A 14308-nucleotide genomic window follows, 5' to 3' on the forward strand; every position below is an offset into this window, starting at 1 on the left:
GTCACGGGTAGCGGATCCAAGTGCCGCCGATCGTGCCCACCGTCGTCCGGCCGTCGCCATCCACGACGGCCACCGCGCCGTCGTCGAGCACCTGCAGCGGCGGGTCGCCCACCGACCTCACCGGCACGGGGATCACCTCGGGGGCGTTCGCGGCGGTCCAGAGCCGCAGACCGTCCCGGCCGGACAGCAGCAGCAGACGACCCCCGCCGATCGCGACCACGCTGGTGTCGTCCAGCGGCGGCACGGACGGCTGCTCGACCGCCACGCCGTTCCCCAGCAGCGCCAGGGCGCCGGTCCGGATGACCGCGAACCAGACCTCGGTGCGGTCCGGCGAGGACAGCAGCCGCGCCTCCGCCGACTCCCGCACGTCCTTCCACGTCGTGCCGTCGGCCGAGTGGAGCAGCAGCGTCGGGCTCGGGAACTGCACATTGTGTCTCAGCGTGGCCCAGAGGGCGCCGCTGGCGGTGCGCACAACCGTGTCCAGCGACCAGCCGGTTCGGACGGGGGCGACGCCGATGTCCCCGACACCTTCCATCTGCAACCGGCCGGGGACACAGGTGGCGTCGGCGCCCCTCGGGTCGTCGCAGACCCTGATCGGGTCCGGCGAATTCACCCATCCCGGCCGCCCGAACCGGTGCTCCATGGCCCAGGTGTCGCCGCCGTCGGTGGACACCCAGGAGAGCTTGTAGGCGTCGAGCTGGAGGGTCCGCTTGCCGGGCCAGGCCAGGCGCGCCAACGGCCATTGGCTGCTTCCGTTGCCGAGGTCCGGCAGCGTCCGGGGGCGCCAGGTGAGGCCGCCGTCGTCGGTGCTGCCCAGCCTCGGGGCACACTTCCCGGCACTGTCGCAGTTGCGGAAGAGCACCCAGCCGTGCCGCCGGTCCCGGAAGACGACCTGGTGCGGGCCGGTACCGCCGGCCAGCACCACCGGCCGCTCGACCAGGCGGAACCCGGTCGGCGGCGGCGGGGGCCGGTCGCTCCAGGCGGTGCGCAGCGCTACCCCGCCGCCGGTCGTGAGCGCTCCCACGACGATCGCGGCCAGCCACACCCGCAGCCGGCGGTGCCGGTGCCGCCGCGGCAGGGCGTCGAGCGGCAGCGGCCGGAAGATCCCGGCGGCCTCCTCCGCGAACCGGGCGAACTCGTCCTGCACCGTGTCACGCATGCCACGCCTCCCGGTCGTCCAGTCGTGCTGCGAGGACCGCGTGGCCGCGGCTCAGCCAGGACCGCACCGTGCCTTCGGCGACGCCCTCCTGCTCGGCGATCTCCGCCGTGGTCAGCTGGCCCAGATGCCGCAGGACCAGGGCGCGCCGCTGTACCGGCGGCAACGTCGCCAACGCCTCCAGCAGGACGATCCGGTCCGGCGACGGGCCCGGCACCGGGTCGGGGACGCGCTGGCGTTGCAGGAAGCGCACCGGGTGCTGCAGCCGGCGCAGCCGGCTCGTCGCCAGGTTCCACGCGACGTGCCGCACCCACGCGGCCGGGTCGGTGTAACCGGACACCGCCGGCCAGCGCTCCAGGGCGCGGCAGAACGCCTTCTGGGTCAGGTCCTGCGCCTCGGCATGGTCGCCCAGGTACGCGTAGAGCTGCACAGCGATCCCGGCGAACCGGGTCCCGTACAGCTCCGCGAAGTCCTCCGGAGGGCGTGGCATGCCGGTATCACGCCTGGACCCGCCGAAGTGTTGCACCCCGATTTACAAGCCGGCCACGAGCAGCGCCGAGATCAGCAGCGAGACCTGGTGCAGGGCCTGGTCGGCGACGTACATGCCGCAGACCGGGCTGGTCGTGTCGGCGAACCGCGGCGAGCCCGTCGCCCGCAGCACCGCCCGCACCGGCCAGCGCCGGTCGAGCAGGCCGTGGGTCAGGGCGGAGAACGCCACCCCGGCGCCGACCCCGGCCGGCGACAGCGGCAGGCGCAGCGCCGCGCAGGTCAGCAGCAGCGCCGCGGTGATCGTCACGTGGTACGTCAGCAGATGGCCAGCGAGGGCCCGCCAGCCGGCGGCGCCGCGGGTCGCCTTGTGCGCCGCCTGCCGGTCGGTCTGCGCCACGTGATCACCGAGCGAGTGCCCGACGAGCAGGACCACGAGCGTCACCACGAAAACGACGGACCGGCTCAGCGTCTCATAGGACATGATGGAGGGGCTCCTCACGGGGAGCAGCGGGACGGTTCGGTCTTGGAGGATGGGGCCGTCCCGCCGCATCGACATTGATGGAGCCGCCATCATCCGCCCGCTCCGCACCCGACTTCTACGTCGAACGTGGCAGAACACATGTGTCGTGAGTCGCGTGATCCACTCCCACGCAGAGGTTCCCCGGCGGGCATGAGCGGTGGCATGGTGGACCCGTCGGACCACCCGCCCGGGCTTTCTCCCCGTTGCACGCCGGGCCGGTCGGGGAGAAAGCCGACTGGGTTCGCCTCTACATTCGGCCACCACCGGCACCCCGACGCTGCGGGGATCCTGTTGCCGGCGTCGGCGCCTGCCGCGATCGCTTCCCTGGTCATGGCCCTGGCCGGATCGGTCAACATCCGCCCTGCCAAACCCGGCATCGAATTGTCCAACCTCTATACGCTAAGCATGAAAATGATCGGAATAGAAATACCTTGTCGCATAGCGGACAGTGTTGTCGCCATCTTGCGTGATTAGCATCTGGGAATACGTGAATCGAGCCGCGGGCGGTGGGTTGTGGAGATGAATTCCCTGGTCAAGCAGTTCGGAAAAGATCAAGGATTGGTCTTTGTTGAGATCATCCGTGCTTCACCGAAACCGATCCGTGCGCAGGAAATCAAGCAACAGTTGATCGACGCCGGTGTGAAGAAGGCCGATGTCGACCGCCACTGGACGCGAGTTCAGCGTGTGATCAAGCTCCACCCGCAGATCACCATGGTGAGCACCCGGTACGAGTGGTCGACCGAACGGCAGCCCGCCCGGAATTCACTGGACGTGCTGGCCGGCAACCTCCTTGCAAAGCTGCCGGCATGGCTGGCGCGGGCGTTGGTGCAGAACGTGACCGACGCGCTCGCCAGCGCCGGGACCGCTGACGCCGGGTGGGTCGACCAGGAGTTTGAGAAGGCCAGGCTGGTCGCTGATCTCGCCGTGGCCGTCGAGGTTCTCCAGACTCGCGGTGACACGATCACCGGGGTCGTCAAGCTCTTCACGGAGGAGGCGAGGCGCAAGCGACTGTGGCCGCTGGGCCAGCCGGGCGAGACCGTGCCCTTCGATCCGGGATCGCACGATGCTGAGGCGCAGGCTCCCGAACCCGGGACTGCCGTTCGGATCGCTCGCTCCGGCTACGTCTGGCGCGGTGGCGGTGAGCCGATCGTGGCGGCCAAAGCGATCGTGGCCGTCTAGCGAGGGCTGTCGTGGCAAGGGGTCGCAACAACACCAAGAAGCTGGTCACCGCCCGCGAGCAGTCCGTCGACGCGCTGTTCAGCACGGGGCCTTTCGCCCTCGACTACTACCAGCGTGCATATGTCTGGGAGGAGCCCCAAGTCGCGCGACTGATGGCTGACCTTTCCAGGAAGTTCTTGGATCAGTACAAAGAACACCACTCGCTGCAGGACGTGAGTTCGTACGACCCGTACTTCCTCGGACCGTACATCATCTGCACCGCGGAAGAACAAACCTCCCTGGTTGACGGTCAGCAGCGCATTATCACGCTCCTGCTCCTGCTGATCTACCTACAGCGGCAAGCGGCGGCGATCCCAAAGGCGGGCACCAGGGCCGGCAGGCTTTCCACGTTGATCATGTCCGAACGGTTTGTCCGGCGGACGTTTCGGGTGGACGTCGAGGAGTACGGCAGCTGCTTCGACGCTCTCCTGAACGGGCGCGGCTTCAACGTGGCCGACGCTCCGCTCAACGTCCGGCGCATCTGGCAGGCGTACCAGTACATCGACATCCACTACCCGGCAGAACTCCACGGCGACGTCCTGGTCATGTTCATTGACTGGTTGCTCTTCCGGGTGTCCCTGGTCGTGATGGACGCCGGGGACCGCGATCGCGCCGAGGAGATGTTCCAGTCGATCAATGACTGTGGTGTGCGCCTCTCGCCTATGGACCACCTCAAGCGATTCCTGCTCAGTGACGCCGGATCCGATCCGCGTGAGCTGGAAGGCAAGTGGACCACGATGGTGTCGGCTCTGGAGAGTACGGAACAGGGCGCCGCATTCGCCTACCTGAGGACGGTCTTCCGGGCCAAGTTTCCTGACGTCGCGCAAAAGCCCGGGCCGAGTCTGGCCGATGCGACCCACGAGTGGGTGCGTTCGCACGAGGAGGAGATCTGGCCCAACCAGAAGAACGGCGACCGGGCTCGCCTGCTCACCGAGGTGCTGTATCCGCTTCATAGCAGCTACGTCGCGCTGCTGTGTGCGCGTTCCGAGCTGAAACCGGGTCTCAAAGCTGTGCGGTACAACGCTTTCAACGGCATGGCCGAGCAGTTCGATCTGACCATCGCGGCCCTGCGACCAGGTGACTCGGAGGCGGTCCGGGAGCAGAAGGCGCGGATGGTGGCCAACTTTCTCGACCTCTTCTACGTGACGCAGACGCTGGACGACGAACCAGTGGAGCAGAAGCACATCGATGGGCTGGTCTCGACGGTCTTGCCGGCAGTACGGCTGACCGAGTCAGCCGAGGAACTGAGCCGCGCGCTCGGGGAACACGCCGCCGACTGGACGACCCGGTTGGAGCGCATCCCGGATCTGACCTATGACGCCAAGCGAAGGTTCGTGCACTATGTGCTGACAAGGCTCACCGCGTGGGTGGAGATGGGCGCTACCAACGGCGAGGAAGACCCCACGGATCGGCTCCTCAAGCGTCGATCCAATGACCGCGACTTCGAGATCGAACATCTCTTCACCAGCACGGCGTCGAGGTACGCGCACAAGGTGCCGGATGAGCGCTACTACGGCTACCTGCGCAACCGGATCGGGGCCCTGCTGCTCCTGGACGGACGGGACAACGGAACCTACGGGGGGATGCTCCTCGAAGACAAGCTGGTGCGCTATCGGAAAGACACCCTGCTGGCTGGGATGCTCAATCCGGACTTCTTCGAGCGGAGCAACGTCCGGCTTCGGGAGTTCCTACGTGGTCACGGTCTGCTTCAGATGGTCGCCACCTACGACGCGAGTACCAAACTGGAACCGTTCATCGACGCGCGCGGCCGCTTCTACCTCGAGATCGCAAAACGGATCTGGAGCCTGGACGCAGTCGGACTGGCGTCGCCGGTGACGCCAGGACCGGGGGTAGCCGGGACGCGCACCCGCTACGGGGTCCGGTTCAAGGATCTGGTGCAGGCGGGCTTCATCGTCACCGACGATCGGCTCATCGGGCGCCGGCGTGACCGGCTGCACTACGCGCGCGTCCACCCGGACGGCACCATCGAGACCGCCTCCGAGGCCAGGGCTACCTCACCCACCAAGGCCATGGAGCACGCGGTCGGCGTGGCCAGCAATGGCTGGGCCTTCTGGCAGGTCGAGCGGACCCGCGAGCGGCTCGACACCGTGCGGCAGCGCTACCTCGATCATTTCGAGCGGTAGGGCTGCCGCCGAGGGCCGTCACGCCGAGCCGGAGGCGCAGCGTGGCGGCCGCCAGGTCGAGGGTGGGTCAGGCGGTGTGTTCCTTCTTGTCGCCGGCCCACTGGGTGTGGAAGGAGCCGTCGCGGTCGGTGCGGCGGTAGGTGTGGGCGCCGAAGTTGTCGCGGAGGCCCTGGATCAGGGCGGCGGGCAGGCGCTCGGCGCGCAGGCCGTCGAAGTAGGCCAGCGAGGATGAGAACGCGGGGGTGGGGATGCCGGCCTGGGCGGCGGCGACCACGACGCGGCGCCAGGAGGGGACGCCGGAGTTCACGGCGTCGGCGAAGTACGGGGCGACCATGAGGCTCTTCAGCGACGGGTTCTCGTCGTAGGCCTCGCGGATACGGTTGAGGAAGCGGGCGCGGATGATGCAGCCGCCGCGCCAGATGGTGGAGACGGCGCCGCGGTCGATGTCCCAGCCGAACTCGGCGGAGCCGGCCTCGATGTGGTCGAAGCCCTGCGCGTACGCGACGATCTTCGAGGCGTAGAGGGCCAGGCGCACGTCCTCGATGAACTGGTCCCGGTCCTCGACCTGGAGCCCGCCCGAGGTCGAGGGGAAGGCCGCACGGGCCGCGGCGCGCTGGTCGGCGTGGCCGGACAGGGAGCGGGCGAAGGTGGCCTCGGCGATGCCGGTGATCGGCACGCCCAGGTCGAGGGCGCTCTGCACGGTCCAGCGGCCGGTGCCCTTCTGCTCGGCCTGGTCCAGGACGATGTCCACGAAGGCCTGGCCGGTCTCGGCGTCGACGTGGCCGAGGACGTCCGCGGTGATCTCGATGAGGAAGGACTCGAGGTCGCCGGTGTTCCAGGTGCGGAAGATGTCGGCGATCTCGGCCGGGGTGGCGCCGATGCCGGCGCGGAGCAGGTCGTAGGCCTCCGCGATGAGCTGCATGTCGGCGTACTCGATGCCGTTGTGGACCATCTTCACGAAGTGGCCGGCGCCGTCGGGGCCGACGTGCACGCAGCACGGGGTGCCGTCGACGACCGCGGCGATCTTCTCGAACATGGGGCCGAGGGTCTGGTACGACTCGGGTGAGCCGCCGGGCATGATCGAGGGGCCGAGCAGCGCGCCCTCCTCGCCGCCGGAGACGCCGGTACCGACGAAATGCAGACCGGCGGAGCGCAGCGCCTGCTCGCGGCGGCGGGTGTCGGCGAAGTGGGCGTTGCCCGCGTCGACGATCATGTCGCCGGGCTCCAGGAGCGGGATCAGCTCGTCGATGACGGCGTCGGTGGGGCCGCCGGCCTTCACCATGATGATGACGGCCCGCGGGCGTGCGAGGGACGCGACGAAGTCGGCCATCGACTCGCTCGGCACGAACGTGCCTTCGTGCCCGAACTCGTCCACGAGGCGGCGGGTCCGCTCGTAGGAGCGGTTGTGCACGGCGACGGTGTAACCGTTGCGGGCCAGGTTGCGGGCCAGGTTACGTCCCATCACCGCGAGACCGGTCACGCCGATTTGAGCAAGGTCGGACATCGGAACCTCTCCAGTCAAAGACGATCTCGCCCCGACCGGCGATCACTACCCCGGGATCTCGGTTCGAAGCGCGCGTCGGACCAGGCTACCCGCCTGCTGTTGCGCCCCGGCACGGCACGGGCGGCGGGTTCCAGGATCCAGGAGAGCCGCTGCCGGGGTGATGAGGGAAGGACCGCCTCACCCGTACTGCTCCAGGAACACCGACAGGCGTTCGGTGAGCGCCGGCAGCGCCCCGACCTCGGTGGGTTCGGCGGCGGTGTCGCCGAGGCGCCGCATGCTCTCGGTGAGCATCGGGGCGAGCTCGTCGCGCAGCGCGCGCATGTCGTCGTCCGGCGGCGGCAGGTGGGCGAGCTTGTCGATCCGGGTGGCGGTGCGCCTGGTGCCGCCGTCGAGCAGGACGGTCACGTAGAGCGTCGTCACCCGGCCTTGCCGCAGCTCGGTGCCGGCGGCATACGCGGACTCGAGGGCGTCGTGCGCCGACTGGGCGGCCTCGACCGCCGTCGCGCGGAACTCGTGCCGGCCCGGCGGCTGGGTCGAGGCGAACGCACCCCAGCCGAGGACCACGGTGAGGACCACGGCGGCGATGACCAACCCGCGTCGCATCACGACGTGGTACCCCCGATCCATGGCGGGTCAAACGCCCCGGCAAAACGGTCCAACCAGGTCGTAACCCGCGATGGCGGCGCAACGTTGGACGAAGGTGCACACCGACGAGCCGCCGACCACCCGCGTGCTGTACCTCGCCGGGTGGGGCCGCAGCGGCAGCACCCTCGCGGAGGGAATGCTGGACCAGGTGCCCGGCCTCGTCGGCGTCGGTGAGATCAAGTTCCTCTGGGAGCGCGGCCTGCTGCAGAACCGGCGGTGCAGCTGCGGCACGCCGCTGCGCTCGTGCGAGTTCTGGGTGGAGGTCCTGCACGAGGCGTTCGGCCGCATCCCGGACGACGACGAGCTGCGCGAGCTCGACGAGGCGTCCCGCCGCTTCCGGACCCGGCACCTGCCGGGGCTGGTGCTGCGCCCGACCCGGCCGCCCGGCGCGGACGAGCTGCGCTGGTACTACCGGGCCCTCGCCGACCTGTACCGGGCCGTGGCGAAGGTCAGCGGCGCCGACGTCGTCGTCGACTCCTCGAAGTTCCCGTCCTACCTGACGGCGCTGCTGCAGGCGCCCGGCCTGGACGTGCGGGTGGCGCACATCGTCCGCGACCCGCGAGCCGTCGCGTACTCGTGGCAGCGGCACAAGAAGGACCCGGACGCGCCGAACGGCGAGCTGATGCCCCGCATGCACCCGGCGTCCACGGCGCTGTACTGGTCGGCGTGGAACCTCGCGACGGAGCGGATCACCCGCCGGGCGGGCCTGCCGTACCTGCGGTTCCGGTACGAGGACCTGGTCGCCGCGCCGGACGCGACGCTGCGGGCCGTCACCCGGCTCGGTGGCGTCCCCGCCGCGGCGGTGCCGGTCGGCGACCGCGGCGAGGTGTTCGTGCGCCCCACCCACCAGGTCTCCGGCAACCCCGTCCGGTTCCGCTCCGGGGCGGTCCACCTGCGGCTCGACGACGAGTGGACGAGGGGGATGGCGCCGCGGCACCGCCGGTTGACCGGGGCCTTCACCGTGCCGTTGCGGCGCCGGTACGGGTACCGCGACTCCTAACATCCGCGCCCTGCCCGCCGATGCTTCCAGTGTGTGGCGCGGGATGATCGTCACCGCCGTCGCGCTGGTCTCGCTGGTCGGCGGGGGCACCGTGGCGTGGCGGCACTACGAGGGCGCCGTCGACCAGGTGGACCTGCTCGGCGAGGCGGCGCGGGACCGCCCGCCCCCTCGGCAGATCACCATCGAGTCGGCGCCCCGGTGGAGTCCGCCGCCGGCGTCGGCGCAGCCGGGGCGCAACATCCTGCTGGTCGGGATCGACGCGCGGCCCGGCGAGGACCAGGCCGGCGCCCGCGCCGACTCGATCATCGTGCTGCACGTGTCGGCGGGCGGCGACCGGGCCTGGCTGGTGTCGCTGCCGCGGGACACCCGGGTCGAGATCCCCGGGCACGGCACCGACAAGCTCAACGCCGCGTTCGCGGCCGGGTCGCAGGGCGGCGGCGGGCGGGCCGGCGGGTTCGCGCTGCTCGCCACGACCGTGCGGCAGCTCACCGGCCTCGCCTTCGACGCCGGCGCGATCATCGACTTCGCCGGGCTGCGCCGGGTCGTGGACGCGGTCGGCGGCGTCGACCTGTGCGTCGACGTGCGGACCGTGTCCGTGCACATCGGGTGGGACGAGCAGGGCCGGCAGACCGCGCCGTTCCGCCTGATCCCGCCGACGTTCCGCCCCGAGCGGATCCCCGGGGTCAGGCCGCAGGTGTACGAGGTGGGCTGCCGCCACTTCGCCGGCTGGGAGGCCCTCGACTACGTGCGGCAGCGGGAGCTGCTGCCGGACGGCGACTACGGCCGCCAGCGCCACCAGCAGCAGCTGCTCACCGCGCTCGGGCGCCGGGTCACCTCGGCCGGCGTGCTGGGCAACCCCCTCGCGCTCGACCGTACGCTGACCGCGGTCGGCGAGTCGCTGACCTTCGACGGCAACGGGCGGTCCGTCACCGACTGGATGTTTCAGCTGCGCGGGCTGCGCCCCGACGCGGTGACGATGCTGCGGACCAACGGCGGGCAGTTCAACGCCGCGACCCGCAACGGCACGGCGTTCGAGCAGCTGGACCCCGTGACGCTCGACCTGTTCGCCGCGGCCTGTTCGGATTCCTTGGACGCGTTCGCCCGGAAGCATCCGGACTGGGTCATCCAGCCGTCCTGACTGCAACAATCCTGCAAACGCAGAGCATTGACTCCGCTCTGTACCGGGTGGCACGTTGGCGCTAGGAATGCGCTTTCCTCGCCTCTTTTGGAGTCTGCATGCGCAAGACCACCGTCGTGGCCGCCGCCGTCGCCAGCGCGGCACTGCTCGCGGGCGCGGCCGTCAGCGCCCCGATCGCCTTCGCAGGCGCCGGCACACCCCCCGCCGCCCTCGCATTAGCCCGTCAGGCCCTGCCCGCCGGCGACGGCTGGGCCTCGGACACCACCGGCACCACCGGCGGCGCGCTGGCCGACGCCGACCACGTCTTCACCGTCCGCACCCGCGACGAGCTGGCCGCGGCCGTCGCCGGCGACACCCCGAAGATCGTCTTCGTGTCCGGCGGGATCGACGCCAACGCCGGCCACACGTGCGCCGACTACGCCGACCCGGCGTACAGCCTGGACGCGTTCCTCGCCGCGTACGACCCGGCCGTCTGGGGCCGCGCCACGAAGCCCACCGGCCCGCTCGAGGACGCCCGGGCGCGGTCGGCGAAGAACCAGGGCGCGCGGGTCAACATCAAGGTCGGCGGCAACACCACGATCGTCGGCCTCGGCGGCTCGAAGATCACCGGCGCCAACCTGCTCGTCGAGAAGGTCGACAACGTCATCCTGCGCAACCTGCGCCTCGAGGACGCTCACGACTGCTTCCCCTCGTGGGACCCGACCGACGGCGCCCTGGGCAACTGGAACTCCCTCTACGACACGGTGACCGTCACCGGCTCCACCCACGTCTGGGCCGACCACAACAACTTCAGCGACGGCAACAACACCGACGAGACGCAGCCGCTGTACTTCGGCCGCCCGTACCAGGTCCACGACGGCGCCCTCGACGTGATCCGCGCCTCCGACCTCGTCACCATCTCGTGGAACAACTTCTTCGACCACGACAAGACGATGCTCATCGGCTCCTCGAACACCGTCGGCGCCGACGTCGGCAAGCTCCGCGTCACCATCCACCACAACCGCTTCGCCAACGTCGGCCAGCGCGTGCCGCGGGTCCGCTTCGGCCAGGTCGACGTCTACTCCAACTACTTCTACGCCACCGACGAGGACAGCTACAGCTACTCGTGGGGCGTCGGCGTCTACGCCTCGCTGTACGCGGAGAACAACTTCCTGCTCCGCAGCGCCGACATCCCGCTGTCGTCCGTCGTGTACGACTGGCGCGGCACCGCCCCCGGCACCATCACCGAGGTCGGCACCGCCACCCGGATCGGCACCGGCCCGGTCTCGGCCGTCAGCCTCGTCGACGAGTACAACGCCGGCCACGACCCCGACCTGACGGCCGGCACCTGGGTGCCGACCCTGCGGGCCGCGGCCCCGGACCCCGCGACGGCGGTCCCGGCCCTGGTGTCCGCGAAGGCGGGCGCGGGCAAGCTCGGCTTCTGACGCTTTGCTGGTTCGACACACCCCACCACCGCACCGGCCGACGGCAATCCGTCGGCCGGTGCGGCTTTGTAGCTTTCATTCCTGGCGGCGCGGTGAGCAGGGATTTCGTGCTCTTGCGGGAGCGGCGACCGGCGTACGGGGGCAGCCGCGGCTTAGCGTCGGAGCCCCCTGCCGCCGAGGAGGAACACCCGGATGCGCCGCTCCGCCATCACCTTCGCCGCCACCTGCGCTCTCGTCGCCGCGACGTTGACCGTCGCCCGGCCGGCGCTGGCCGCCGTGCCGTACGAGGACCCGTCGCTGCCGGTCGCCACCCGGGTCGAGGACCTGCTGTCACGCATGACGCTCGACGAGAAGATCGGGCAGATGACCCAGGCCGAGCGCGCGTCGATCACGCCGGCCGAGGTCACCCAGTACAAGATCGGCTCGATCCTCTCCGGCGGCGGCTCGGCGCCCTCGCCGAACACGGCGACCGGCTGGGCCGACATGGTCGACCGGTTCCAGAACGGCGCCCTGGCCACCCCGCTGCGCATCCCGCTGATCTACGGCTCCGACGCGGTGCACGGGCACAACAACCTCGCCGGCGCCACGATCTTCCCGCACAACATCGGCCTCGGCGCGACCCGCGACCCGGCGCTGGTGCAGCAGGTCGGCGCGGCCACCGCCGAGGAGGTGCAGGGCAGCGGCGTCGACTGGACCTTCTCCCCGTGCCTGTGCGTGGCCCGCAACGACCGGTGGGGCCGCACCTACGAGTCGTTCGGGGAGAAGCCCGAGCTGCCCGTGCAGATGGCCACGATCATCGACGGCTACCAGGGCAAGGGCGTGCTGGCCACGGCCAAGCACTACGTCGGCGACGGCGGCACGACCGGCGGCGTCGACCAGGGCGACACCCAGCTGTCCGAGGCGGAGCTGCGCGCCGTGCACCTGCCGCCGTTCACCGAGGCCGTGCGGCGCAACGTCGCGTCGGTGATGGTGTCGTACTCCTCCTGGAACGGCCAGAAGCTGCACGGCAACGACTACCTCATCACCACCGTCCTCAAGGGCGAGCTGGGCTTCAAGGGCTTCGTCGTGTCCGACTGGAACGGCATCGACCAGATCGAGGGCGGCACCGGGTTCACCGCCTCCGAGGTCCGCCGCGCGGTCAACGCCGGCATCGACATGGTCATGGTGCCCACCGAGTGGAAGTCGTTCATCACCACGCTGCGGGCCGAGGTGCAGGCCGGCCGGGTGACGACGGCCCGCATCGACGACGCCAACCGGCGGATCCTGACGAAGAAGTTCGAGTACGGGCTGTTCGAGAAGCCCCTCGCCGACCGCACGTTCACCCCGACCGTCGGCAGCGCCGCCCACCGCGCCGTGGCCCGCCAGGCCGTCCGCGAGTCGCAGGTGCTGCTGAAGAACACCGGCAACGTGCTGCCCCTCGCGAAGAACGGCGGGCGCTACTTCGTCGCCGGCAAGAGCGCCGACAACATCGGCAACCAGAGCGGCGGCTGGACGATCAGCTGGCAGGGCGCGAGCGGCCAGACCACCACCGGCACCACGATCCTGCAGGGCATCCGCGCCGCCGCGCCCGGCTCGACGGTGCAGTACAACGCGACCGGCGCCGGCATCGACGGCTCCTACACGGCGGCGATCGCGGTCATCGGCGAGACCCCCTACGCGGAGGGCCAGGGCGACCGGCCCGGCTCCCTCGGCCTGGACGCGACCGACCTGCAGGCGCTCAACACGCTCAAGGCGTCGGGCGTCCCGGTCGTGGTCGTCCTCGTCTCCGGCCGCCCGCTCGACATCGCCGCGCAACTGCCCGACTGGCGCGCCCTGCTCGCCGCCTGGCTGCCCGGCACCGAGGGCGCCGGCGTCGCCGACGTCCTCTTCGGCGACCACAACCCGACCGGCAAGCTGCCTGTCACCTGGATGCAGACCGCGTCCCAGGAACCCATCAACGACGGCGACGGCAAGACACCGCTGTTCCCGTTCGGGTTCGGCCTGACCTACACCGGCACCGTCGAGTCACCCGGCCAGCCTGGCACCCCGGTCGCGTCGGCGGTCACGTCGACGTCGGCGTCGCTGACCTGGACCGCGCCGGCCTCCGGCAGCACCCCGACTGGCTACCGGGTGTACCGCGACAGCACCCTGCTGAGCACGGTCACCGGCCTGTCGTACCAGCTCACCGGCCTCACGCCGGGCACGACCACCCGGTACACGGTCGTCGCGGTCGACGCCGCCGGCCGCACGGGTCCCGCCTCGGCCGCGGTGACCGTGACCACGCCAGGCGCCGTCGAGTCGCCCGGCCAGCCAGGCACGCCCGTCGTGTCGGCGGTCACCTCGACCTCGGCGTCGCTGACCTGGACCGCGCCGGCCTCCGGCAGCACCCCGACCGGCTACCGGGTGTACCGCGACAGCACCCTGCTGAGCACGGTCACCGGCCTGTCGTACCAGCTCACGGGCCTCACGCCGGGCACGACCACCCGGTACACGGTCGTCGCGGTCGACGCCGCCGGCCGGACGGGCCCCGCCTCGGCGGCCGCGACGGTCACCACCCCGGGTGGCACCGATCCGACCGCGACCTGCGCGGTCACGTACACGGCGAGCGAGTGGGGCGGCGGCGGCTTCGGCGGCGCGGTGACGATCCGCAACACCGGCGGCACCCCGCTGTCCGCATGGACCCTGGCGTTCACGTTCCCCGGCAACCAGCGCGTCACCCAGGGCTGGTCGGCGACCTGGTCCCAGACCGGCGCCGCCGTCACCGCCCGCAACGAGTCCTGGAACGGCGCCCTCCCCGCCGGCGGCACCGTGTCGATCGGCTTCAACGGCTCGTACACCGGCACAAACCCCCGCCCGACTGCCTTCACCGTGAACGGAGCCGCCTGCACCGTCAGCTGAGCACCCGCGGTCGCTCCCGCAGCCGCCTGCCCCGCCCCTCCCCGGACCGCCACGCCACCTTGGTCCACCGGCGTGGCGGTCCGGCGTTCTCACCTCGTGCCCAGCCGGCGCGCGTCTCCAGCCGGTGTCCGGTAGCAGCGCCGGCGGATCCGTTTCCTCGTCAGGCCGGTGGTTGGCGGCGGCTTACGATGCC

Annotated in this window: 11 protein-coding genes; 6 read left to right on the forward strand and 5 right to left on the reverse strand. The window is 70.8% G+C overall.

What is annotated here, in order from left to right; all coding sequences use genetic code 11:
• Window position 1 precedes the first annotated feature (1 nt).
• From ABD332_RS25795 to ABD332_RS25805, 3 genes are read right to left on the reverse strand one after another with little or no spacing between them, the layout of a single operon-like run.
• The gene (locus ABD332_RS25795; protein WP_344504684.1) at window positions 2-1159 is read right to left on the reverse strand and encodes a hypothetical protein; all 1158 of its coding nucleotides are present in this window, start codon (window positions 1157-1159) and stop codon (window positions 2-4) included.
• Entirely contained in the window at window positions 1152-1646 is a 495-nt protein-coding gene (locus ABD332_RS25800) for an RNA polymerase sigma factor (protein ID WP_344504685.1), read from the reverse strand. Before ABD332_RS25800 ends, ABD332_RS25795 begins: the two co-directional genes overlap by 8 nt.
• A 42-nt stretch (window positions 1647-1688) precedes the next feature.
• Window positions 1689-2126, reverse strand: a complete 438-nt coding sequence (locus ABD332_RS25805) for a DUF3307 domain-containing protein (protein WP_344504686.1) — start codon at window positions 2124-2126, stop codon at window positions 1689-1691.
• A gap of 558 nt (window positions 2127-2684) precedes the next feature.
• Between ABD332_RS25805 and ABD332_RS25810 the strand changes: the two genes are divergently transcribed.
• Both ABD332_RS25810 and ABD332_RS25815 read left to right on the forward strand, forming a co-directional pair.
• Window positions 2685-3344 carry a hypothetical protein gene (locus ABD332_RS25810; protein WP_344504687.1) on the forward strand — a complete coding sequence of 220 codons (660 nt, stop codon included), beginning with the start codon at window positions 2685-2687 and terminating at the stop codon, window positions 3342-3344.
• A gap of 11 nt (window positions 3345-3355) precedes the next feature.
• On the forward strand, window positions 3356-5527 hold the full coding sequence (locus tag ABD332_RS25815) for a GmrSD restriction endonuclease domain-containing protein (RefSeq protein ID WP_344504689.1): 2172 nt from the start codon (window positions 3356-3358) through the stop codon (window positions 5525-5527).
• Between the two features lie 67 nt (window positions 5528-5594).
• Here the strand turns inward: ABD332_RS25815 and gndA are convergent, their stop codons facing one another.
• Window positions 5595-7031 (reverse strand): NADP-dependent phosphogluconate dehydrogenase, encoded by a 1437-nt coding sequence (gene gndA / locus ABD332_RS25820; RefSeq protein WP_344504690.1) that lies wholly within the window; start codon window positions 7029-7031, stop codon window positions 5595-5597.
• A gap of 177 nt (window positions 7032-7208) precedes the next feature.
• Entirely contained in the window at window positions 7209-7634 is a 426-nt protein-coding gene (locus ABD332_RS25825; RefSeq protein ID WP_344504691.1) for a hypothetical protein, read from the reverse strand.
• A 73-nt stretch (window positions 7635-7707) separates the two neighbouring features.
• Between ABD332_RS25825 and ABD332_RS25830 the strand changes: the two genes are divergently transcribed.
• The 4 genes from ABD332_RS25830 to ABD332_RS25845 all read left to right on the forward strand — a co-directional run bounded on the left by ABD332_RS25830 (window position 7708) and on the right by ABD332_RS25845 (window position 14115).
• Window positions 7708-8676: a sulfotransferase gene (locus tag ABD332_RS25830; RefSeq protein WP_344504692.1), complete on the forward strand. Its 969-nt coding sequence runs from the start codon at window positions 7708-7710 to the stop codon at window positions 8674-8676.
• 31 nt (window positions 8677-8707) lie between these two features.
• Window positions 8708-9814 (forward strand): LCP family protein, encoded by a 1107-nt coding sequence (locus tag ABD332_RS25835; RefSeq protein WP_344504693.1) that lies wholly within the window; start codon window positions 8708-8710, stop codon window positions 9812-9814.
• 98 nt (window positions 9815-9912) lie between these two features.
• Window positions 9913-11238 carry a pectate lyase family protein gene (locus tag ABD332_RS25840; RefSeq protein WP_344504694.1) on the forward strand — a complete coding sequence of 442 codons (1326 nt, stop codon included), beginning with the start codon at window positions 9913-9915 and terminating at the stop codon, window positions 11236-11238.
• A gap of 192 nt (window positions 11239-11430) precedes the next feature.
• A complete protein-coding gene (locus ABD332_RS25845) occupies window positions 11431-14115 on the forward strand; it encodes a glycoside hydrolase family 3 N-terminal domain-containing protein (RefSeq protein WP_344504695.1) in 2685 nt (894 codons plus the stop codon).
• Window positions 14116-14308 lie beyond the last annotated feature (193 nt).

The sequence above is a fragment of the Dactylosporangium maewongense genome (assembly GCF_039531485.1).
Lineage (GTDB): Bacteria > Actinomycetota > Actinomycetes > Mycobacteriales > Micromonosporaceae > Dactylosporangium > Dactylosporangium maewongense.

Excerpts from the sequence above, each read along its gene's own strand:
- ABD332_RS25805 (WP_344504686.1), bottom strand. The coding sequence starts at position 2,126 with ATGTCCTATGAGACGCTGAGCCGGTCCGTCGTTTTCGTGGTGACGCTC.
- ABD332_RS25810 (WP_344504687.1), top strand. The coding sequence starts at position 2,685 with ATGAATTCCCTGGTCAAGCAGTTCGGAAAAGATCAAGGATTGGTCTTT.
- ABD332_RS25795 (WP_344504684.1), bottom strand. The coding sequence starts at position 1,159 with ATGCGTGACACGGTGCAGGACGAGTTCGCCCGGTTCGCGGAGGAGGCC.
- ABD332_RS25830 (WP_344504692.1), top strand. The coding sequence starts at position 7,708 with ATGGCGGCGCAACGTTGGACGAAGGTGCACACCGACGAGCCGCCGACC.
- ABD332_RS25845 (WP_344504695.1), top strand. The coding sequence starts at position 11,431 with ATGCGCCGCTCCGCCATCACCTTCGCCGCCACCTGCGCTCTCGTCGCC.
- ABD332_RS25840 (WP_344504694.1), top strand. The coding sequence starts at position 9,913 with ATGCGCAAGACCACCGTCGTGGCCGCCGCCGTCGCCAGCGCGGCACTG.
- ABD332_RS25800 (WP_344504685.1), bottom strand. The coding sequence starts at position 1,646 with ATGCCACGCCCTCCGGAGGACTTCGCGGAGCTGTACGGGACCCGGTTC.
- ABD332_RS25825 (WP_344504691.1), bottom strand. The coding sequence starts at position 7,634 with ATGCGACGCGGGTTGGTCATCGCCGCCGTGGTCCTCACCGTGGTCCTC.
- gndA (WP_344504690.1), bottom strand. The coding sequence starts at position 7,031 with ATGTCCGACCTTGCTCAAATCGGCGTGACCGGTCTCGCGGTGATGGGA.